Here is a 21,019-nt window from a genome sequence, read left to right on the forward strand (position 1 = left end):
GTCCCCTAATCACCGATTGCACCACATGGAAGGCGTAGAGAGCAAATTGTGCCACTCGCCTGCGCCCGCTACCAACTATTGACGGCCCCGCCCACTGCCATCGCGATACCTGGCAGGGCTGTATTGCGACGGACGGGGACTCGTGGTAGAATGAGAACAGTGTCAGTTGATTTGCGCCTGGATACGCGTGCCCATGTGGTGTCGGGAGTAGCAGGAGGCCCCCGGCCATGAGTAAATCAACCAGTTCCAGTTCCAAACCGATCCTCACCGTTGCCGAAAAGCAGGCCCTACGCGATTGGCTGGTCCTGCATGAGTTTCGCGCGAACCCGTTCGATGTCCGTGTGGCCGAACACGAAGCGAAGCGCGAACCGTACCTCCACACCTATTTTATTTCCACGCCCTATTATGATGAGATCCGCGAGCCCAGACCCTGATCGTTTACGCGCCACGTGGCTGCGGCAAAAGTGCGCATCGCATCATGGTCGCGCGCGATTGCCGGCCCTACAACCCGTCGTCCACCACGCTGGGGGTTGAATACAATGCCATTATCTATTCAACATATTCTTGATGCAGGAATAGCACAACGATGACTTCAAACCAAGATGCTCCACGCAAGCTGCATTGGACTACCGCAAGGATTCGAAACCTGGTTAACGAAGCGCTAACAGATGGTGACATAGACGAGATATGCCAGGCTTGCTTTAAGCCCGTGTTTGATAACTTCACCAGTGGCATGGAAAGAAAGAGAAAAATTACTCTTATGATCGAGTACTGCGATCGTCAGATAAAATTCGGGCGCCTATTGATTGAAATAGAAAAGAGGAATCCGAATCAATATCAAACTCCTGGTTGGTTAGACGTTTTACACAACAATATGGCTGCCTGTTGCCCACCAAGACTCGCCGAGGGACGTGCTCTCTGGTCTTTGACTTTGACATTTTAACAACGGAACGAATAACCTCACGGGCTGAACTCCTGAGTCTTCTCATTAAGAAAATATACGAAATGCTATCCCGGACAGCAGAAATTGATGGCTCGATCCGAAGCCGAATCTCAGATGAAGATATCAAGACTCCGTCGTCAACAAGACCTCAAGACATCATGGCGCTTCTCCAAATACCAACTGAGCGTTTTGTGCCGATCTGCGTGTTCGATTCAATTGACGTTCTTGAACAAGAGCGTCCCAATTGGTATGCCTGGTTTGTCGACGAAATATGGTTACCTCTTGCGGATCAAAAGAACACAATGATGATTCTTGTGAGTCGCCAACAAAGGATGGAGATGCATGACCTTCAAAGATCCATGTTTGACGTGTGGAAACTAGCGCCGTTTGACAGCATGGAAGTGACTGATTTTATCGGTCGGTGTGTTCCGAACGTTGATGTTGAGCGAGTTTCAAGAGAGTTTTTTTCATATTCCCACGGTCACCCAGGTGCTATTCGACGTTTAACCTCATCAATGAACGGCGCGGGGTCAACACCGATGGCCTCATTATTAGGTGACGTGGTCACGTCTTGGCTTGACCCGTTTGCGCAGGATATTCGAGAATACATAACATTGGCTTCTGCGCTACGCCGTTTTGACATCGAACATCTTAGATCCTTCCTTGCAAGACATGACGAGGGGGCAAGCCTAGAATCCAAGCCACTTTCGTATTTCATTCGGGTCGTTGATAGTCTACTTGCAACCGGGCTTGTGAATTGGAGCGTGACATCGCACTACTGTGTGGATCCCACGGTTCGTAGTGTGATAAGTATCTGGCTGAGTCAGGAAAAACCCTACAGTCACCGCCTGCGAGATCAACTGGCTGAGGATTTCTATTTGAAACGGCTACAGGAAAGCCCCGAACTCGACCCCACTGATGTCATCGAGGCAACATTTCACGTTATTTCTGTTGGTCGGTCTCAATCAGATGACGACGAGATATTGTGGAATGAACTTGAAACCAAACTTTCTCCTTTCCTGAGACCCGCACGCTACGATCGCCTGAGTATTGGACGCTTGCACAAGTTTCTAAAATCTGACAAAGAATTGCAGCAGCTACTTGGCTCGTTGTTCTTCAAGTTGGAGCAATGGATCGCGTCGGTAAGATCGCAGGTCACGTAGCTGTATGTCACCCAAGGGAGAATCAGTGTCAAGTGTAAGGAGGCAAACGATGAGTGTGATTCCTACCAGGCATTATGCTTTACGTACACCGCACCTCATTGGCCGAACAACTGAAACGGATCGAATCCAGCGGGCCGTAAAGGACTGGCTAAGATCGTATGCTTTTTATTTCTACGGCCCTGGAGGCATCGGAAAAACTCGACTACTCGAGGAGATAGGTGATAGGATAAAGCAAGTTAGTTTCTCCACACGCCTTGTAGGCTGGAGCGGCATAATTGATCTTTACCTATCGGGCATGCATAGCAACAGTGGTATCGAGAAGGCAATCTGTGAGGCCATTGATCCAGATCGGGAGTACTTCGCTCACTACTGGGACATGCGATCCAACTTCGAGCACCAACATCGTGAACACATGGATGCGCACCAACGCGAAATGCTGCGCACTCAACTCGCGGCCGCGTTTATCGGGGCTTTCAATACGCTTGCTGGCAAGACACGCGTCGTGCTCACCTTTGATACAGTTGAGCTGATTCAGTATGAAAACGATCTCATCCAAACCATCTGCCAGGTACAAGAGGAAGCGATCACGGTAAAGACGTGGCTACTCGAAACCCTGCCACAATTAAACAACACAGTTATCATTTTTGCCGGTCGCCCCAAGAGTATGAAACTGGACGCCGACCTGCGCGCAGCGTTTGCCGATAAATCTGATTGGTGCTATGCCGCTTATGAACTGGCCGGTTTTGACGAAGCAGAAACCGCATACTACTTTCAAGAAATTATCGCGATGGCTATTCGTCAGAAACGCATGCGCCATACGATTGAGGTCGAACCAGCCTGGTTGTACGCGTACACTGGCGGGCGCCCCATTCGGCTTGCCCTCCTGATTGACCTGGCTGTGTACAGCGGCGGAGATTTTGAAGATCTATTCTCACGTAGATTATCTGACCACCGCAGTCCCGATGAACGTTGGCACGAAATCGCGCAACGCGTGATCGCTCGCATCCAAGAATTGGAGACTGGCTACCCGGTGGTAGACACCTTGCCATACCTGGCACTCACGCGTCAGGGACTCGACGCCAAGTTGTTGCACTACCTTGAGCCGGGTTGGTCGTTGGACGAGTGTCAGCAGCGCCTGGATGGCATGAAGCGTTTCACCTTCGTCAAGTCGCGTCCAGACTGGCCACGCATTTACCTGCATGACGAGATGTATGACGTGCTTGATGATCCAACAATGGGATGCATGGCGCTCCCAGATCGCATCAGGTGGTGAGAAAAAATCGCCGGCTACTATCACGCGATGCTCAATCAGAACAGCGACGACGAGACACAGCAAGACATCAAGATTGATGTGTTGCACTATGAATTGCGTGCCAGACCTCGGCGCGGCTTGAAGTCTGCTTTGCGCTGGGATGAAGAGGCGATCAAAGCCGACCAGCGCGGCTTCGACATGCGCCTGCGTGACGAGTTCCTGCGCTTCTTCCAACAGCCAGACGCGGTCCGTCGCGCGGCTTACTTTGGACTGAGCCAGACAACGGTGGATCGTGATAGTGCCATCCGTTGGGTCAAACGCCACATTATTCGCGGCGACAATCAAAAAGCGGTGCAGATTGCGGAGACTATTTTGCAATTTGCACCATCCGCGGTCCGTGACATGTTTGCCCCAATGCTGCCAGCACCTGTGCTGGAACCTGCGCTCGTTGTGAAGGCCAAGCTCATCTTCGACACCGATGATGTTTACTTCTGGGCGCACCTGTTGACCTACTATGCAGAGGCCCTGATCTACAGTGGCAATGAGGCGTCTGGCCGACAAGGGCTGAATTTGGCCATAGATTTGCTGACGCCGGCCGTCCCGGTAGATGAGTATCAACAGTGGTGGCGTCAACGTATCCTGGGGCGAGCCTACAACAATCGAGCCTATGCATGTTGGGTGAGTGGGCGCTACAGCAGGGCCTTGACTGATTACCGCCATGCCGTACGCTACCTGCGTGAAGCCGAACTGAAAGATGAACTGGCCGACACAACCAACAACGAAGCCTATCTGTACGCGGTCATGGGACGCCAATACAACGCGGACTCCTTGATCGAAGATGCCCTCAGTCTGCGCCGTGAGCTACGTCTGCGCTTCCCCCTCGCCATGAGTCTCACCACCCAAGCCGCTATCCACGTGCTGTTGGGGAGACCACTTGAAGCTATTCACCCTGCGGAAGAAGCCAAGAGGATTGCCAACGAACTCAATAGCCGCCGTGCCCTCGGCCTGGCCACGCTCACCCTCGGTCAGGCCTATCGTATGCAAGGCGATCGCGCCAAGCGTGGGTCGTACAACATCGAGAGCGCCAATGCGTTGTTTTCCAAGGCTGTGACAGCCCTGGAAGAAGCGCTCACCATCTTCGTTACCGACAACCCGCAAGAGGATCAGGTAAAGGAACCGTTGCGCTGTTGGCAAGCACTGAATGAGCTGGCGGACACCTACATTGACTGGGCTTTCGCTCTGAGACGATCGGCCAATCGGCAGAAGATGCAAGGGCAAAGCGCGCCAGGCCATTGCGGTGCAACTTCAAGCCGCCAATATAGCCGATCAATTCCAGCTTGCCCGCCAGGCGCTCGACACCTACGACGACCTGGCCCAGACCTACGCCGATAGCGGTGACTTACCCACGGCACGAGAATGGCTGGCGCGTATCGAACAAGCGATACCACCGGAGTATCGGCTGCAGCCGGGCGGTTTTGGCAAGATAGATGATCCAATTGATGAATACTGGCTGGCCCTGGGCAAGCTGCACCTGCAGCGGGCCATTTGGACGTCCAAGGGCCTGGACGAGACGCTAACGGGCGCGGGCAAGGATCTTTTGCTTGAGCAAATGATGACTGAATTCGTCATCTCGGTTGCCTATTTCGAGAAATTCTCAGACGTTGCCCCGCGCCTGCGTGAGACTCTGGCGGCCGTTTATCGCCGTATCCGCCCGCTGAAGGGTGAGCGGCTCGATCACCTGCGTGACGTCGTCCGCCAGGTGGGCCAGACCTACAACGTCGTTCCCAAGCGTCTCCTACTTGTCATCGAAGATATAGCCGGCCTGAGCGAGGAGGAAGCTGTGCAATGAGCAATACGTCTGAATGGGAGACGCCTTCTGCTCTCCTCGCCATGAGACTGACTATCGAGCTGTTCGATTCCGGCGCAGGGGCGCCATTGCTGCCGGTTGAGTTAGATGAGACGGCGGCGCCGCGGCCCGATCTGTCTCAACCGGCGTTCGATTCGAATTGCGGCGCCTGCGGCAGCGACTCGGATCTCATCGTCGCCCCAGGCGCCGCCGAGGCAATCCCGTGATTCACACGCTGTCGGCGCCGGTGCTCTATTCGTTGGAATTGACCCCGGCCTGCAACAACCGCTGCCCGGGGTGTTATAACGTCTTCATTGACGATAAACAGACCCGCCGGGGTCAGCTCCGCCACCGGCCCTTGAACGCGGCGCAGTGGGCCACGGTGCTCGACCAGATCGCGCCGCACGCCAGCCGTATCAAGCTGACCGGCGGGGAAGCCACGCTGCATCCAGATTTCGCGGCGATCGTGCGCGCCGTCGCCGATAGGGGCATCGAGTTTTCGCTTTTCACAAACGGTCGTTGGCGGCAGCCGGAGATTCTGCTTGATTTCCTGGCCGCGGCGCCGCAGTTGACCGGCCTCGTGATCTCGCTGCACGGCCACACGGCTGCTGAGCATGAGCAGTTCAGCGGTGTGGCCGGCTCGTTCGCAGAAACTGTGGAGAATATCCGATTGACGGTCGCTCGCGGCATCCCGGTCACCACCAGCACCGTTTTGACCCAGGCCAATCAACATGCGCTGGCCGCCATCATGGATCTGGCGCTGGCGCTGGGCGCGCGCCATGTCACCTTCAATCGCTATCTGGGAGCGCCTCTGCCCAGCAGCGATCTATCGAAGCAGGAGCTGATCCGAGCCGTCAACCTGATTGATCGCCTGAAAGCCGCCGGGCGGCCAGCGCAGTTTGGCATTTGCGTGCCGCAGTGCCTGACGCCCAACTCATCGAGCGGCTGCCTGGCCGGTGTGGCCTACGCCACGGTTGATCCCTGGGGCAATCTGCGGCCGTGCAATCACTCGTATCTGTTGGCCGGCAATCTGTTGAAGCAGTCACTAGAGGCAGCCTGGCATTCGCACGAAATGCAAGCCTTCCGCGAGGGCGTACCCGCTCAATGCCATGAGTGCGGTGTCTTCAGCGCCTGCCACGGAGGCTGCAGGGCCGTAGCGATGGAGCTGGGGCTGGAAAAAGACCCGCTGATCGGGGATGCCATTCCGCTGCACGCGGCGCCGCGCCTGCCGGCCCCCCTGAAACTGCATCCGGACATGAAACCCGAACCGCGCTACCGGCTGCGTGTGGAGCAATTTGGTTTTGTGCTCCTGGCCGGCAACGCCGTGGTGTCGCTGCGCCCCGACGCGCAGCCGCTGCTCGCTGCATTCAACGGCAAGACGACCCTACGCACGCTGGCGCAGGACTTCGGCCAGCCGGCGCTCAGCCTGGTCGGAACTCTGTACCAAAAGGGGTTGTTGGCGCTGCCGCTGTGATTTATGACGGCAGGAGCCGGCCGCGATTTTTTCCAGGGTTGGTGAATTCCAGGAGCTGTCGTGACCAAGCAGGGAGAGGGTTCTCCCAGTAGTTCCAAATGTAGCCTGGTTTTTAACCACAGAGATCACAAAGAACGCAGAGAAGTTGCCGATTTGCGTCTGATCTGCCGTTTCTTTGTGTTCTCTGTGCTCTTTGTGGTTGAATGTGTGCTACATTTGGAACTACTGAAGGTTCTCCTGGCCGTGTTGCGATGGACGTAGACTCGTAGTAGAATGACCGCGTTCTGGTTGTGTTGCTGCCGGAAGAGAGCCATCGAAGGGGTTTGCGTCACCATGAAAGCCGATCTTGCCGCCCCCGCTATCACCTACGAGCCTGTGCTGAACGCGGGTGCTTTGCTGTTGCGCGAATACGTCACGGCCGAACCGCTGCCGCTGGCGACGATTCATGCGGCGGTGCTCGATTTTCTGCGTGACCGCAATGATGTCGCTGTGTTCGGTGCGCAAGCAGTCAACGCCTATGTGCATGAGCCGCGCATGACCCAGGACATTGACCTCATGGCGACGCACCCAACCGAACTGGCCGAAGAACTGCGAGCTTACCTGGCGCGACGCTTTCACATCGCCGTGCGTTCGTGAGGTTGCCTGGCGGTCGCGGCTTCCGGCTCTACCAGGTGCAGAAAACCGGTAACCGTCACCTGGTTGATATACGCGCGGTGAAAGCCTTGCCCGCGATCGAACGACTTGCCGGAGTCCAGGTCATCGCGCCCGTCGAGCTGCTTGCCAGCAAAGTCACGGCTTACGCGCAGCGCCGCAGCAGCCCGAAGGCCGGAACCGATTGGCGCGACATCGCCATGCTCCTGCTGGCATTTCCTGCACTCAAGTGCGATCCCGGTCCGGTGACCGATCGGCTCCTGGCGAACATGGCCGATGAAACGATTCTCGCCGCCTGGCGTGAACTGGTCGCCCAGCCGCTGGTCGCGGCGCTCGACGAAGACGAGTTCTGATCCGAGCCTAATCCCACACCCCTTCGCTGACGATCACTTCCCATTCCGCCAGGCGGGCGCGCACGCGGGAGAGCGTATCTTCCTTGACCACGAGCCAGGTGCTGTCCGCGCCGGGCAGCGGCTTGAGCGCCGCGCAGACTGCGGTCGGCCAGCAGTTGTATCGCCGCCTCAGCCGTACCCACCCGCAGCAAGGTGACATGGCCTACCTGGGCCTTCTCCGGCGGACGCCCAGCGTTCGATGCGCTGAACCAGCTCGGCCGGCAGCGGACCTGGCGCCAACTGCCGCAACAGCGCCAGGAAGGGTTCGGCCGTGGCATTCTTGTCCACCACCGCCTTCACTTTCTCCGCGGTGATGGTCCAAACCCTGGTCGGCTGCTCACCGGCTGCGGCGCCCGGCGTTGCTACCCGCTGCAGCAGCGGCAGCCAGAGAGGGTCTGGCAGAGCGGCCGCAGACTGCAGCTCTCCTTCGGCTGTCACTCGCCAGGCGCCCACAGGCGCAGCCGGCGGCATCTGCATCGCCAATTCCCCGCGTGCCAGCAGCTCGCGCCAGAGCACCCCCGGGCCGTGCGCCTGGTCCAGGGCCAGCTCCACGATGGTGGGCGCCAGCCTTTGCCCGAAGAAGGGGGCAAGCGCCGGATCGGTCAGGAGCTGATCGAGCAGCGCCTCACTTTCGGTTTGCAGCAGGGGCGCGGAGTGGCGCAGCGTGACACGCGTGCCGGCCGACCCATTCTTCCATCTCGCTGCACGTTGCCGGGCAGCGGGCTGTGGCTCCATTGCTGCAACAAATCAACGATCTGCTCCAGCGTCAGGCCGGCCTGCGCGGCTCGGTACAGGCTGGACTTGGTCAACTTGAACTCTGGCGCTTCGGCCAACCGCGTCAAGTCGGCAAAGGTGCTGAGCTGAATGAGTGACCGAAAATCCAGCCGCGGCAAGGCAACGACCTGAAAAGTTGGCTGCACCACGATCAGCCCGGGTGTAGATGTCTCCTGCGGCGCGACGCCCAGGAGAGTCGCCAGGCCGTCGGCTGAAACGCGAAACGCAATCGCCTGCCCCACAGCGTCCAGGGCAATGTCGCATGCGCCCAGCCAATGGAACGGCCCTTGCACGGACTCCGTGATGAAGGGCCGTTCGTAATCGCTCCATTTTTGTACAGGCGGTAAGGCCTGCGCCGCGCGCGGGCGCAGCAGTTCCGGCGCCCAAAGGCTGACCTGCTGTGAGAACGAATCGAAACTGATCCAGACGCCGGCTGGAACGACCTGCAAGAATTTCAACAGGGCGCGCTGCGCCGCTGCTGTCCTTTTTGCCTGCCCCACATCATTGGCCAGCTCAGTTGCTTCAGCCAGTCGCCCGCGCTGATGGAAAGCTTCCAGGGCCAGGAACAAGAAATCGGCCTGCGGCAGGCCGAGGAAACTCGGCTCCGGACAACTGACGAGCAACCCGTCCCTTGTCTCCAGAATGCCCAGACCGGTGGCCAGTGTCGCATAGAACTCGGTGATCTCCTGGGCTTCCCGATCGTTCAGAGTCTGGCCGCCGATGTTCAGCGCGCGGCTGGCTTTGCGCAAGTCCACGCGATGAAACTCGCCCTGGATCGTCAGGCGGAGCGGTTGGCGCGAAAGATGCTCCCACAAGGCAAAAAAACGCAGATGGGCCAGGTTCCCGCGACCGATCCGCCGTGTGCTGGCCGCGCTGTCGTCCAACACCTGGAACTTCGATTCAGGCTGCGGCAGGACGCTCAGAACCTCAGCGGGCACGCACAGTGTTTCTCCTGGGCCAAAATCGAGCGGCTGCGGACTGAAGAACGAAGGTTCACCGGTGAAAACCAGGCCGGCCGTCAACAGGCGTGCGGTGACATCGCTGAAGCGCTGCGAGGTAGATCGCGCCAGATGCGGTATGTAGCGGAAATGATTGGGCACCTTCGGCGAACCATCCGATTCGATCAACCCTGCGCTCACCAGTTCGATCTGCAGAGGCACCGCCTGGTCGGTTCCGCGCAGCAGGAGCCGATCCATGATCGTTTTTTCGGTCACGGGCAAGGCTCGGTACGCGGCCTGGATCGCCTCTGGCTCAGCAAGCTGCTGCGCCAGCGCCGGCAGCGACTGCTGCGGCGCCAGGCGCGCCAAGCGGATGGCGTCCAGCACCTGGTCGTTGACGAGTGACAGAAGGTCGAGCAAGGTGGGGTTCATGGCGCCGTCCCTTTGTGCGTCCCGGCGGGCGAGGCGTGTTCCTCTTTGGGCAGATCGCTGATGACGGTTGGCGTGTGGCCGCGTGCGATCAGGGCATCGCGCACGGCGTCGAAGGCCTGATCGGGGATGACGGCCAGGGTGCGGGTGAGTGGGCGCAGCGGTGCGGGCAGCGCGCCGGCCTGGATTTCCTGCAGGGCGAAATCATCTGCCAGGTCGAGCCGCGCGATGTTTTCGAAGATGCGAATGCGGCCATAGGCGCCGAGCCAATGTTGAACGGTCTGCAGCAGGCGCTGCGCCGCAGATGAACCGCCGAGGCCGCGCTCCAGGCCGGCCAGGATGGCGGCGGGGTCGGCGCCCTGGTCCAGGCTGATTGCCAGCAAGTCGGGCTGCACCCTGAACAGGAGGCTGCCATCCGCCGCCGGCTGCGGCTGATCCAGCGCCAGGGCCGCGCTGTGGAACACGGTGCCCCACGCTTCCTGGTCGGTGCTGGCAACAGCGATCTTGAGTTTGCCATCGTCCATGACCTGCAGGCCGGTGTGCGGCGCCGCGAGAGAGGGCGGAGCGGTTTCGAGATCGAGCAGCCAGGCGCCCAGCGGGGTCAGGCTGAAGAAATCGCCGCGCCAGGCCAGCCCACCCAACCAGGTCAGGGGGCCATGCAGCCATTGTTCGATGAATGCGCCGAGGCCAATCTGCCAGGCGTCGCTGTCACGCTTCAGGGCGGTGGTGTGACCCGCCAGGGCCAGTCCCCACGCTGGGTCTTGGGAGAACTTGGGAAAGTTGGGACTCAGTTGGGACATGGCGTGCGTCAGGTCCCGGCTGAGATACCACTGACCAGGAGTCAGGCGTTCGAGCAGGCGCAGCAGGGTGGCGCGGTCCGCCAGGCAGGTGTTGTCCAGTCCGGCTGGCGTTGCTATCTGCCGGTTCTGCACGAAACTCGGCTGCACGACCATCTCGATCCGTTTCTGCTGTCCCAGCAGACGCCATTCACCCCAGGAACCGAGCGCTTGCCAGGCTGCAAAAAGGCGGTTGAGGCGGACAGCAGGCGCCTGGCCGGCCAATTCCAGAAGGCTTTGGCGATTGACGGACGAAGTAGTCGTCGTGGTCATGATCTGGGTGTGCAGTAGCAGGGCCAGGGCCAGTTCCCAGGTGACGGGAGGCACGTCGGGAAAGGCGCTGAGCAGGTCGCCCGGCAGATCGAGCCTGGTGCGAACGGCCGCGATCGCTGCGCCCGACTGTGGCAAAGGCTGATCCCACCGTGAGGAAACCGTCAGGCGGACGGGGTGCGTCATCACGTAGCTGGCCAGGGCGATGACCAGGGCGTCAAGGGTGTGAGGTGCAACGGCGTCAGGGGAAGAGAAAGAAGGAGGTGTCTTGGGCTGAACGGGCGCCGGCAAGGCGACCGGCGTCAGATTGACGACCGCAGGCGAAATGATGTAGCCGGTCCCAGACGGCATGAAGGCCAGGCCGTAGCCACCCAGTTGGTGCAGATCGGCCGCCACTTCTTCGGACGTGCGTTCGATCTTCCACGGCTGCACCAGCGCTGTCAGATCTGGGAATCTCATAAAGCCATTCCAGGCCAGCAGGTCGAGCGTTTGGCGAAGTTCGGGAGTGAGGCTATTGATGACGGCGTGGTTGGCCGCAGGATCGCTGAGGTTGGCCGCCATGATCTCGACGATGGCATCTCGTGGCCCAGTGGGCAGTTTGACCCCGCGTTTGCGGGCCATGTCGCGCATTTCCGCAACGACCTTGCTCTGCAGATGGGCTTTGATGGCGTCTTGTTGTGGTTTTGTGCTCAAGCGACTGATCCTTTGCGCCTGGGAGGGTCATCCGGCCAGCGCAGCTCTTCGATCGGAACGAACACCCGTATCATGCCTGGCCTTTCACTTCGATTCGGTAGGGTTGGAGGAGCCTCTGCAATTCGGCCAGGTTTTTGGCTGAAACCTGCTGCAGGTGCTTACCCGTTAGCTCGATTTCCCAGGTGTGGCCGACTGCCAGGATGTTGCCGGTGCGTGCGGCGCGATAGATCAATTCTACCACGGCGGGATGATTTTCGATGCTGAGAATGCCTGGTTGGCGCAGTTTTACCTGCGGGGAGACGGGGCTTGTGCCCCCAGGGTTGGCCGCGCTCTTCTCGAATGGCATGGGCAACAGTTCACGCCCCAAGGGGGTCAGGCGGACAGCGACAAGTCCGCTCTCTTGGGCTGCCAGTTCGAGCAGCCCGAGCCAGAGCAGCGGGTTGATCAACCGGGTGTTGACGTTGTTCGTGACTCCTTCCGGGGTCGGCCTGTTCCAGGAGCTGCCGTAACCGGCCAGGGCGGGGTTGTCCAACATGAACTCGTAGAGCCAACTGAGACGCGTCCAGGCGCCATCCGGGCGGCTGAGTAGGGCATTGGCCAGGCCGCGCAGGCTGCACTGATTCTGAGTCGCGACCGTGTGGGCTGTTCGCAGCAGTTCGTAATGACGCTGCTTCCAGGGCATGCGAAGAAAGGTAAAGACCGCCTTGTTCTTGAGTGCAGCGGGGCTGGATGAAGATAGCACCCAATCATGATGGTTCGCTAGTCCTGCCAACCAGCTGTAGCGAGATTCGTAGTAGTAAGTTTCCTGATCATTGCGGCGCAGCAACCAGGGAGTGGAAGTGGGTCGGCCATAGGAGTCGAAGGTGCGGTTGGTGGGGGTGGACACATCGTATTCGAGATCCGTCAGGCTCAGCCAGAAGGCCAGCAGGTCGCTATGCACAGACAGGCCATCGTTGCGCATCCAGGGCGCCTCGCCCAGCCAGGTGCTCTGCTGATCAGACTGATCCCTGCCTTCGAAGTAGGCCAGGAGCGGTGCAGCAAGTTCCACCGGTAGACCCCACTCTGCGCCGGCCGGCAGGGCGAATACCAGGCCGGTAGTTTGCAGGGACTTCAGGTGGGTCAGTTCGCCTGATCCGGCTCCCTGAAGGGTGTAATTCCTGGTCGCCAGCATACGCCGCAAGATCTGTTGGGTACCGGGAGGCTGCTGATGGATCTGGGCCTTGATATGTGACGCCGTGGTCATGGCGGTCAGCAGGCTGGTGACCCGCTCGGGGACGGTTCCCTTGGCTGAAACTGATCCCAGCCAGGTGCGCTCCAGCGCTTGCAGCCGCCCGGTGTCGTGCAGCAGCAGCGTCAGGAAGCGATTTGCGTCGCGATGGGCGGCGGGCGGCTGTGCATGGGCGCCGGCTTTGCTCCAATCGCCCAGCAGTTGGCTCATCTGGAACACGTGCCCGCCGTCGCTCGACAGAGCCAGTGAGATCAATCCAACGCTGAGCGGCCAGGCCAAATGACTCCTGAGGAGATCCGTGTGGTCGGATGCCCATTCGGACAGTTGCGAGATGGTGGAGCGCCGCAGGTGCCTGATGTCTGCCAGGTAATACCATTGCTGCGGTTGCCCCAGGCGGCAGATCCGGAGCAGGAGTTCCGCGAGTGCGGGGTCAGCGCGCTGGAGAGTCCAGAGAATTTGGGCCACCTGGCTGTCGGGAGGGAGAGCCAGGAAATGGTGCAATTCAGGGCTGGGATAGGCCCGTCCATTTTTCGAGACCAACAATCCCATCCAGAACGGCGCCAGCAAACCGGCTTCATGGAGGGCGACGTCCGCCGCTTCCAGCCGGCTTGAAATAGCGGCGGAGGGAGACCAGGGGCGAGGGTCATGCTGCAGATGGTGCAAATCGGCCAGCCATTCATCGAACGATGGCGTGGCGGGTTTTCGGACGTTGGCCCCTCTGACCGGTGTGAGGGTGACATGCTCGACCAGCGCCTGTGCCGCAGCCTGGTAGAGCGGCGCAATCGTATAGTGGCTGTTAATGGCCTTTCCCTGCGATGCGTTCAGGATGCCCATCGCTACCAGCCGGTCCAGGACGCCGCGCGCGACCGTGGCATCGAGACCGACAAGCCGCACGGCGGACTGGCGGTTGACGCTCTGTTTGATCCTGTCCGCAGTGACGAGCAGGGCCAGGACCTCGCGTTCATTCGGATTGAGATTCTTGAGCTGTTGTGCTGGATCTGACACGTGGACTCCACCTGTATGACTTACCAGGTTGTTTTTCGGCGCCCTGATTGATTCTACCACTCGGACAGGGGGCCTAACTAAAGTTGGTTTCCGGGTATCTCGTTGCGCCGTAACACCGCTAGAAATCCGCCCAAGCGTAGCAAGAGCAATTGTCTTGAATTATAACACAGCGCTTGCAGCAGGACAAGCAGTAAATCCGAGATTGCCGCCAGTCATTACGTGGGGGTTGCGCGGGGGTTGCGTGGGGAGCGGGTTGACAAACTACAGACGGAAGTGTATAGTGCCTTTGTCGCTGAGCCGATTTTTGCCGGCGCCATAGGTAAAAAGAGATTCAACAGGAGGTGTGCTGTGAAGGTGTTCATTTCCGCCGATATCGAAGGCGTGACGGGAGCTACCAACTGGAACGAGACGGACAAGGCGCATGCCGATTATACGGAGTATCGCGAGCAAATGACAGCCGAAGTTGCCGCGGCGTGCGAAGGTGCGCTCAGCGCGGGCGCGACGGAGATCGTGGTCAAAGATGCGCATTGGACCGGGCGCAACCTGATTGCATCGAAACTGCCGCGTGCGGTCCGGCTGATTCGGAGCTGGACGCTCGACCCCTATTCGATGATGGCCGGCCTGGATGAGACCTTTCAGGCGGCGCTCATGATTGGCTACCACTCACGCTCCGGTTCCGACGCCTCGCCGCTGGCGCATACTCTGACCGACCGCGTCGTCTACGTCAAGATCAACGACCGCGACGCGTCCGAGTTCCTGATCAATGCCTACACCGCGGGCTGGTTGGCCGTGCCGGTGGTTTTTCTCTCCGGCGACGCCGGCATTTGCCGGGATGCCCAGGATTTCCTGCCGGCCCTGTCCACCGTTGCGGTCATGGAAGGGGTGGGGGACGCCACCAGCAGCATTCATCCCGGCCTGGCTGTTGAACGCATCCGCAGCAGCGTCGAAACGGCGCTGCGCGGCGATGTCAGCCGCTGTCGCGTGACCATGCCGCCACACTTCACAAGCGAAGTGTATTTCAGACTGCACACGAACGCGCGGCAGGCCAGCTTCTTCCCCGGCGCCCGACTTGCCCGGCCCCACGTCGTGCAATTCGAGGCGGACGACTACTTCGAGGTGCTGCGCTTCTTCATGTTCGGCATTTCGATGACGGCCGGATGACAGGCATGAACGTGCGTCGTGACCGAGACCGCGGAGGCGTGTTTGGCGGTCATGTTGCTTTCATGTACAATGACGTAGATGTGTATGCCAGCACCATTCTAAGTGAATGGGTGGTGTAGAAGGGAGTCTGGTAACGTGGTCACTGTCTATCGTCTGAATGTCAATGAATTGAATGAGCAGTTCATCCAAGCTCTACAAACGCTCTTTAGGGACAGGGAAGTGGAGATCACGGTCACTGAAGTAGACGAGACTGACTATCTGCTGCGGTCGGAGCCGAACCGCAGGCGGCTGTTGCAGGCAATCAAGAACATTGACAATAACGAGGACATGTGAGACGAAAATACTATGCCCACTGTACTTGAAGATGGTCCCTATAGCTTCATTTTCTTTAGTTCCGATAAGGGCGAGCCGCCTCACATACACGTGAAACGCGAGCGGCGAATCGCCAAGTTCTGGCTTGACCCAGTTGTGCTTGCCAAGAATCGCGATTTTCCCGGGCACGAACTGAACCGCATCGCGCGTCTCGTGGTAAGGCATGAGCAATATCTCTTGGAGGCGTGGCATGAGTACTTTGGTGCTTGAGATCGACCCTGTCGCCGTGGAAGTTGCTGTGACAGATGATGACCTGACCGTGGATCTGGCCGATGGTCGTCGAATGCATGTGCCCCTATCCTGGTACCCTCGTTTGTTCAATGCTTCTGACATGGAGCGGCAGAATTGGCAACTCTTGGGAGACGGCTATGCGATCGAATGGCCTGATCTGGATGAGCATATCGGCGTGGAAGGGTTATTGGCGGGACGACAAAGTGGTGAAAGCCCCCAGTCACTCAAGCGCTGGTTAAATGCACGCCAAATGCATAGGTGAGCAGGTTCTGAGCATTAAGCACATCAGGTGCTTGTCACCTGGTTTAATGACTTGATCGAGCGTTTGTGGGCTGGCGCCCGCGTCGAGGGCTGGATCTCCAGCGAGGAAATGCGCCGCCGATTTGAGCGAATGCTTGAGAGTTGTCGCCATTACACGGATTGATATATAATTGTGAGCAGGAGACTGAACCGATGCCCAGCATTTCAGCTTTCTTCGGCGTCGTCATTTACATGTACTTCAACGACCATTCGCCGCCTCACTTTCATGCCGAGTATGGCGAGTTCGAGGCAGTCTATACCATCGAGACACTGGACATTCTGCGCGGTCATCTACCGAGGCGCGCTCATAGCATGGTTGTGGAGTGGGCATTGGATCACCGCCCTGAGCTCCGGACGAACTGGGATAGAGCGCGAGAACAGGTGCCATTGACAGAGATTGAGCCGTTGGATTGAGGAGGCAAGACATGGGGAAATTTGGCCCCCGCGTGCGTGTTTGCGCCATCGAACCCCTACAAGAGTTCAAGGTGCTGGTCACTTTCGACAATGGCACGCGCCGAGAAATTGATCTTGCGATCTACCTGCACGGCCCCATCTTCGAGCCGCTGCGGAGCAACCCTGCTCGGTTCCGAGCCATGAAGATCGCGGGCGGCGCCATCGCCTGGGATAATGGCGCGGATATTGATCCGGATGTTCTCTACTACGACCTCAAGCCCGCGTGGATGGAAGAATCGGCGGCCGTCTTGGCTTGAGCAATAGTCGCATCAGGCGCTCATCGTCAGCTCGCCAGATGTACATTGTGAAAGGACTATCGCATGTACCAACGCGACCAGGATTGGGGCAACTACCTCGCCCTACGAGAATCAACCGATCACATCGTTGCCGCGCTCGAAAGAGGAATTATTCTATGCAGAAGCAGAATGACCCCAGTGACTATGAATTGCGTGGTGAGTACGATCTGAGTAGAATGACAATCGTCCCAAAGGGAAGGTTCGCGCCTGGGCGGCGCACTGGCAAGAACGTAGTCCTGCTTGCGCCTGATGTAGTCGAGGCGTTTCCAACGGATGAAGCAGTCAACGAGGCTTTGCGATTGGTGCTGCAAATGATAAAGCTTCCCATCGTGCAGCATGTGGAGATGGCAGCAGCGCAGCGATCTGGCGTTTGAGATCGCTGAATAAGTTTGTAACTTTTGGCGCAAGAACCGCATGACACGAATTGATGTATGATGTGAGATCGAGCTGTTGGATTTTTGACAGCCTCCCTCTGACCTGGTATACTAACCCATAGATGAACATCTATGCGATATGCAAACCATGACCGACTTACTCGCGTTCGCGAAAACGATAGCGGATGAAACCCGCCAGCAGATCATGCAGATTCTGTGCTGTAGTGAGCTGTGCGTCACGGACGTGGTGGAGCGGCTGGCGCACGACGGCAATGAGGTCAGCCAACCCACGGTTTCCCATCATTTGAACCTGCTGCGTGAAACCGGGCTGGTCACGATGCGCCGCGAGGGTCGTCAGGTCTATTACAGCCTGAACCAGGACGCGGTGGCGATTTGCTGCGGGGTGTTCCTGCAGAGGTTCGCGCCCGAACAGGAAATCTGGTCGCTGCAGCCCCATCAGCCTCCTGCCTGAGCCAGGCTGTTTTTTTGATCTTATCCATAGATGTTCGTCTATGCAAGTTGAGGATCGCCAGCCGATCAACCGCCGGTGAATGGCGAACGAATCACATCAATCGCAAGGAGTCTGAAGTATGTCAACGATGAACACCCCTACCGCCCCGCTCGATGCCGACCGCGTGCGCGGTCGCGTGCAGGATCGTTACGGCGCCCTCGCGCGCCAGGTCAACTCGGCCGACCTCGAAGCCCGGCCCGCGCCCGTGAGCTGCTGTGAGCCAACCACCGCCGCCGCGGCCGGCGGCTGCTGCGGCCCTGCCAGCTCAGTGACGCTGGACCTGAGCAGCCTGGAGCTGGTCAACGTCGCGGGTGAGCCGACCTCCAGCGTGGCCGGCGCCCTCTACTCGTCTGACCAACTTTCCGATCTACCGGATTCGGTGACGGCCATTTCGTTGGGATGCGGCAACCCAACCGCCATCGCCGGCCTGCGCGCCGGCCAGACCGTGCTCGACCTGGGCAGCGGCGGCGGCATTGACTGTTTCCTGGCCGCGCGCCAGGTTGGCCCGACCGGCCGCGTCATCGGCCTGGACATGACCACCGATATGATCCGGCTGGCGCGGCGCAACGCCAAAAAACTGGGCCTGACAAACGTGGAGTTTCGCTGGGGTGAGATCGAAGAGATGCCGGTGGAGGACGACTCGGTGGATGTCATCATCTCCAACTGCGTCATCAACCTGTCGCCGGACAAACCCCAAGTCTTTCGGGAAGCCCTGCGTGTGCTCAAACCGGGCGGCGAGCTGGCTGTGTCAGACATGGTCTTCGAGGTGCCGATCCCTGAAGCGCTGCGCGGCGACCTGGACTCCTGGGCCGGCTGCGTGGCCGGCGCCTGGCTGGAGAGCGATTATGTGGAGGCGATCCGTCAGGCCGGTTTTCGGGAGGTCGAGGTGGCGGCGCGGGACTATCTGCCCATCACCGAGGTGCTGAGCGCCAGCGACATCGCCGCGCTGCAGGCGCAGGCCAACGGCCACCTGCACGGCGTCTCCCTTGACCGCGTCATGGCGAGCATCAAAATTCGGGCGCGTAAATAACACGAGGTATTGGTGATCTTGGTCCTGAAGATAGCCCCACGCGGAGGGATAGTCCGATGAGCGCATCTGTACAGGTGATTGCACGCGAGGGTAAGCCGGAATGGGCCGTATTACCATGAGGGCGGGCGTCAGCGCTTTGTCCACACAAACGGCGTCGTGTAGACCAGGTGGCGGAAGCCCAGTTTTTGCAGGATAGGGCGGCTCATCGGACTGGCATCCACGGTGAGAAAACGCACACCGCGGGTGCGGGCCTCTTGTGCCCGCACGGCCACCAGCGCGGTGTAGATGCCGCGGCCGCGATAGGCCGGCAGCGTGGAGCCGCCCCACAGATCGGCAAACCGGCGGCCGGGATGGTAACAGATGCGGGCATTGGCCACCGGTTTGTCGTCTGCATAGGCCTGAAAGATGCTCATCAGGTCGGGATGGGTGCGCAGCGTCTGCGCCAACTCATCCTCCAACCCTGGCGTCGGCTTTTCCCACACCTGCGCCTGCACCGCGGCGACCAGGCTCAACTGCGCCGGGTCAGTGATACGCAGGATGTCGGCGCTCACGGGCTGGAGGAGCCGCGCCGGCGCCTCCTCCAGATCGAGCGCCATCAGCGCCTCTGGCTCGTCCGGCTCGAAGCCGTGGGCGATGAGCCGCTGCTTGAGATCGGCCGGCGTATCGTGATCGAACACCTTCCATTCGAAGCTGCTCTCGAAGCTGCTCTCGAAGCTGCTCTCGAAGCTGCTCTCGAAGCTGCTCTCGAAGCTGCTTTCTATGCCTCTCTCGATACCTCCCTGGGTATTTCCGTCTCTGTCCTCGAGACCCCGGCCGGCTGTCTCCATGTGCCTGCTCATGTCTGCGATCTGCGTCGCAATGGCCTCGTCAGCCGTTTCAGGGCTGAGCCGCGTGTAAAGAATCCAGCCGCCGTGACGGCCGGGCGGTTCCATCATCACCCGCGTCAGATCCGGCAGCTTTTCCACGCGGCCAAACGGGTCGAAGGGGTCGCGGCGCATCTCTGCGTCGTACAGGGCCAGGATTTCACCTGTGGTCATTTTGTCACATGTCCTCGCGTGTCATCACGTGTAACCCGCCGGAGGGACCAGCGGGTTGATGCGATCAAGCGTTCGGGTTTAACCTGCGCAGGCGTCTTCGCCGCCATCCACGAAGATAATCGAGCCACTGACCCACCGAATGTCCGGGTGTGACAACTGGCGGATGGTGATCGCCACGTCCTGCGTGGTGGTCAGGCGACCCACCGGGTTGCGGCGCAGCGCGCCTTCGACGATCTTTTCGTTGCCGGGAATCTTGCGCAGCGCCGGCGTGTCGGTGACGCCAGCCTGAATGCAGTTGACCAGGATGCCTTGCTTGCCCAACTCCTGCGCCAGCACGCGCGTGTGCGATTCCAGCGCGGCCTTGGCCGCGGACACCGCGCCGTAATTCGTCACCACGCGATGCGACCCTTCGCTGGTCATGGCAAAGATGCGACTGCCGCGCCCTAGCAGATGGCGATCCATCAAATCCTGCGTCCAGTAGACCAGGCTGTGCGCCATCACATCCAGCGTCATGTCCATCTGCGCCTTGCTGATGCGCTGCGCCGGGTCTTCATGCACGAAGGGCAGCAGGGTGCCGAACGCCAGCGAGTGCATCATGACATGCACGGTGCTCTCGGCGCCCGCGGCGGCCAGCGTCTCCTGCACCTTGTCCAGCACACGCCCGCGCTTGGTCTCGTCTGCCGCGTTGACATTGAAAAACATCGCCTGGCTACCATAGCCTTCGATGTCTTCGATCAGGGTCTTGACCAGGGGCAGGGTCGTCTTCATGTCCAGGTGTACGCCGAAAATGTTCATGCCCGCCTTCGCCAGCTCGCGCGAGACGGCTGCGCCCATGCCACTGGAAGCGCCCAAAATGAGCGCCCACTTGCCTTTGAATGATTGGTCACTCATCGGTTGTCTTTCCTCCGGATTTGTGATGATACTTGAGAAGATACCTCGGCGCTGTCCCAGCGGTGTGGGAGCGCCAGACAGAAATTGTCACCTGGTGTAACCCCACTCAGGCTCATTCGTCACGCGCAAACGGCCTGTGGATGTGGGGTCGGCCGCGGGCACAAAAAAGCCTGGGCAGCAAGGGTTGCGACGCCTTTAGCCCAGGCTTTTGGAACGATTTGCAGTATACTTGTCGGTTCAGCGCGCTAACGCGCGATGGCGTTGCCAAAACCAGGCGATCATATAGCCGGTGATGCTCAGGCCGGCCAGATTGAATATGGCCTCCGGATTGTAACCATGCGCATGACCGATGGCGGCCAGAAACGCAGAGAGTGCAATGCCGGTGACCAGGGCTATAATGAGCGAAGCCACAAGCCTGGTAGCGGAGACTGTGATCTCCCAACCCATCATCATGATGCGATACTCCTTC

Annotated in this window: 26 protein-coding genes; 18 read left to right on the top strand and 8 right to left on the bottom strand. The window is 59.4% G+C overall.

The window, feature by feature from the left end; genetic code table 11:
* Positions 1–227: 227 nt before the first annotated feature.
* From IPF85_RS07955 to IPF85_RS07995, 9 genes are all read left to right on the top strand, one after another.
* A complete protein-coding gene (locus IPF85_RS07955) occupies positions 228–434 on the top strand; it encodes a hypothetical protein (protein ID WP_343407535.1) in 207 nt (68 codons plus the stop codon).
* A 571-nt stretch (positions 435–1,005) separates the two neighbouring features.
* Positions 1,006–2,106, top strand: coding sequence for a hypothetical protein (locus IPF85_RS07960; RefSeq protein ID WP_343407536.1), 1,101 nt, complete (start codon positions 1,006–1,008; stop codon positions 2,104–2,106).
* A gap of 49 nt (positions 2,107–2,155) precedes the next feature.
* Positions 2,156–3,379 (top strand): ATP-binding protein, encoded by a 1,224-nt coding sequence (locus IPF85_RS07965; protein WP_343407537.1) that lies wholly within the window; start codon positions 2,156–2,158, stop codon positions 3,377–3,379.
* Positions 3,380–3,406: 27 nt separating this feature from the next.
* A complete protein-coding gene (locus tag IPF85_RS07970) occupies positions 3,407–4,750 on the top strand; it encodes a hypothetical protein (protein WP_343407538.1) in 1,344 nt (447 codons plus the stop codon).
* Positions 4,656–5,207, top strand: a complete 552-nt coding sequence (locus IPF85_RS07975) for a hypothetical protein (RefSeq protein ID WP_343407539.1) — start codon at positions 4,656–4,658, stop codon at positions 5,205–5,207. Before IPF85_RS07970 ends, IPF85_RS07975 begins: the two co-directional genes overlap by 95 nt.
* Positions 5,204–5,431, top strand: a complete 228-nt coding sequence (locus IPF85_RS07980) for a hypothetical protein (protein ID WP_343407540.1) — start codon at positions 5,204–5,206, stop codon at positions 5,429–5,431. The genes IPF85_RS07975 and IPF85_RS07980 overlap by 4 nt, the downstream gene beginning before the upstream one ends.
* Positions 5,428–6,678, top strand: coding sequence for a radical SAM protein (locus tag IPF85_RS07985; RefSeq protein ID WP_343407541.1), 1,251 nt, complete (start codon positions 5,428–5,430; stop codon positions 6,676–6,678). Before IPF85_RS07980 ends, IPF85_RS07985 begins: the two co-directional genes overlap by 4 nt.
* 333 nt (positions 6,679–7,011) lie before the next feature.
* On the top strand, positions 7,012–7,314 hold the full coding sequence (locus IPF85_RS07990) for a hypothetical protein (RefSeq protein WP_343407542.1): 303 nt from the start codon (positions 7,012–7,014) through the stop codon (positions 7,312–7,314).
* 2 nt (positions 7,315–7,316) lie between these two features.
* On the top strand, positions 7,317–7,682 hold the full coding sequence (locus IPF85_RS07995; RefSeq protein ID WP_343407543.1) for a hypothetical protein: 366 nt from the start codon (positions 7,317–7,319) through the stop codon (positions 7,680–7,682).
* 7 nt (positions 7,683–7,689) lie between these two features.
* Here IPF85_RS07995 and IPF85_RS08000 read toward each other — a convergent pair whose 3' ends face one another.
* The 5 genes from IPF85_RS08000 to IPF85_RS08020 form a co-directional block, all read right to left on the bottom strand.
* Complete coding sequence (locus tag IPF85_RS08000; RefSeq protein ID WP_343407544.1) at positions 7,690–7,881, bottom strand: hypothetical protein; 192 nt, start codon at positions 7,879–7,881, stop codon at positions 7,690–7,692.
* The gene (locus IPF85_RS08005; protein WP_343407545.1) at positions 7,851–8,273 is read right to left on the bottom strand and encodes a hypothetical protein; all 423 of its coding nucleotides are present in this window, start codon (positions 8,271–8,273) and stop codon (positions 7,851–7,853) included. Before IPF85_RS08005 ends, IPF85_RS08000 begins: the two co-directional genes overlap by 31 nt.
* Positions 8,274–8,323: 50 nt before the next feature.
* Complete coding sequence (locus IPF85_RS08010) at positions 8,324–9,865, bottom strand: helicase-associated domain-containing protein (RefSeq protein WP_343407546.1); 1,542 nt, start codon at positions 9,863–9,865, stop codon at positions 8,324–8,326.
* Entirely contained in the window at positions 9,862–11,661 is a 1,800-nt protein-coding gene (locus IPF85_RS08015; RefSeq protein ID WP_343407547.1) for a hypothetical protein, read from the bottom strand. Before IPF85_RS08015 ends, IPF85_RS08010 begins: the two co-directional genes overlap by 4 nt.
* Before the next feature lie 70 nt (positions 11,662–11,731).
* Positions 11,732–13,894, bottom strand: a complete 2,163-nt coding sequence (locus IPF85_RS08020) for a hypothetical protein (protein ID WP_343407548.1) — start codon at positions 13,892–13,894, stop codon at positions 11,732–11,734.
* Between the two features lie 348 nt (positions 13,895–14,242).
* Here IPF85_RS08020 and IPF85_RS08025 point away from each other — a divergent pair, with 348 nt between their 5' ends.
* The 9 genes from IPF85_RS08025 to arsM all read left to right on the top strand — a co-directional run bounded on the left by IPF85_RS08025 (position 14,243) and on the right by arsM (position 18,622).
* Positions 14,243–15,055, top strand: a complete 813-nt coding sequence (locus IPF85_RS08025; protein WP_343407549.1) for a M55 family metallopeptidase — start codon at positions 14,243–14,245, stop codon at positions 15,053–15,055.
* A gap of 135 nt (positions 15,056–15,190) precedes the next feature.
* Complete coding sequence (locus IPF85_RS08030; RefSeq protein WP_343407550.1) at positions 15,191–15,388, top strand: hypothetical protein; 198 nt, start codon at positions 15,191–15,193, stop codon at positions 15,386–15,388.
* Between the two features lie 12 nt (positions 15,389–15,400).
* Positions 15,401–15,637, top strand: coding sequence for a DUF4160 domain-containing protein (locus IPF85_RS08035; RefSeq protein WP_343407551.1), 237 nt, complete (start codon positions 15,401–15,403; stop codon positions 15,635–15,637).
* Positions 15,618–15,920 carry a DUF2442 domain-containing protein gene (locus IPF85_RS08040; protein ID WP_343407552.1) on the top strand — a complete coding sequence of 101 codons (303 nt, stop codon included), beginning with the start codon at positions 15,618–15,620 and terminating at the stop codon, positions 15,918–15,920. Before IPF85_RS08035 ends, IPF85_RS08040 begins: the two co-directional genes overlap by 20 nt.
* Before the next feature lie 191 nt (positions 15,921–16,111).
* Positions 16,112–16,372: a DUF4160 domain-containing protein gene (locus IPF85_RS08045; protein WP_343407553.1), complete on the top strand. Its 261-nt coding sequence runs from the start codon at positions 16,112–16,114 to the stop codon at positions 16,370–16,372.
* An 11-nt stretch (positions 16,373–16,383) separates the two neighbouring features.
* Positions 16,384–16,668 (top strand): DUF2442 domain-containing protein, encoded by a 285-nt coding sequence (locus IPF85_RS08050; protein ID WP_343407554.1) that lies wholly within the window; start codon positions 16,384–16,386, stop codon positions 16,666–16,668.
* A gap of 155 nt (positions 16,669–16,823) precedes the next feature.
* Positions 16,824–17,081 carry a hypothetical protein gene (locus IPF85_RS08055; protein WP_343407555.1) on the top strand — a complete coding sequence of 86 codons (258 nt, stop codon included), beginning with the start codon at positions 16,824–16,826 and terminating at the stop codon, positions 17,079–17,081.
* Positions 17,082–17,229: 148 nt separating this feature from the next.
* The gene (locus IPF85_RS08060; RefSeq protein ID WP_343407556.1) at positions 17,230–17,553 is read left to right on the top strand and encodes a metalloregulator ArsR/SmtB family transcription factor; all 324 of its coding nucleotides are present in this window, start codon (positions 17,230–17,232) and stop codon (positions 17,551–17,553) included.
* Positions 17,554–17,671: 118 nt separating this feature from the next.
* On the top strand, positions 17,672–18,622 hold the full coding sequence (arsM, locus tag IPF85_RS08065) for an arsenite methyltransferase (RefSeq protein ID WP_343407557.1): 951 nt from the start codon (positions 17,672–17,674) through the stop codon (positions 18,620–18,622).
* A gap of 128 nt (positions 18,623–18,750) precedes the next feature.
* Here the strand turns inward: arsM and IPF85_RS08070 are convergent, their stop codons facing one another.
* The 3 genes from IPF85_RS08070 to IPF85_RS08080 all read right to left on the bottom strand — a co-directional run bounded on the left by IPF85_RS08070 (position 18,751) and on the right by IPF85_RS08080 (position 21,003).
* A complete protein-coding gene (locus IPF85_RS08070) occupies positions 18,751–19,659 on the bottom strand; it encodes a GNAT family N-acetyltransferase (protein WP_343407558.1) in 909 nt (302 codons plus the stop codon).
* A gap of 78 nt (positions 19,660–19,737) precedes the next feature.
* Positions 19,738–20,550, bottom strand: a complete 813-nt coding sequence (locus IPF85_RS08075; protein ID WP_343407559.1) for an SDR family oxidoreductase — start codon at positions 20,548–20,550, stop codon at positions 19,738–19,740.
* Between the two features lie 237 nt (positions 20,551–20,787).
* A complete protein-coding gene (locus tag IPF85_RS08080; protein WP_343407560.1) occupies positions 20,788–21,003 on the bottom strand; it encodes a hypothetical protein in 216 nt (71 codons plus the stop codon).
* Positions 21,004–21,019 lie beyond the last annotated feature (16 nt).

This window comes from Candidatus Amarolinea dominans (genome assembly GCF_016704685.1).
GTDB lineage: Bacteria > Chloroflexota > Anaerolineae > SSC4 > Amarolineaceae > Amarolinea > Amarolinea dominans.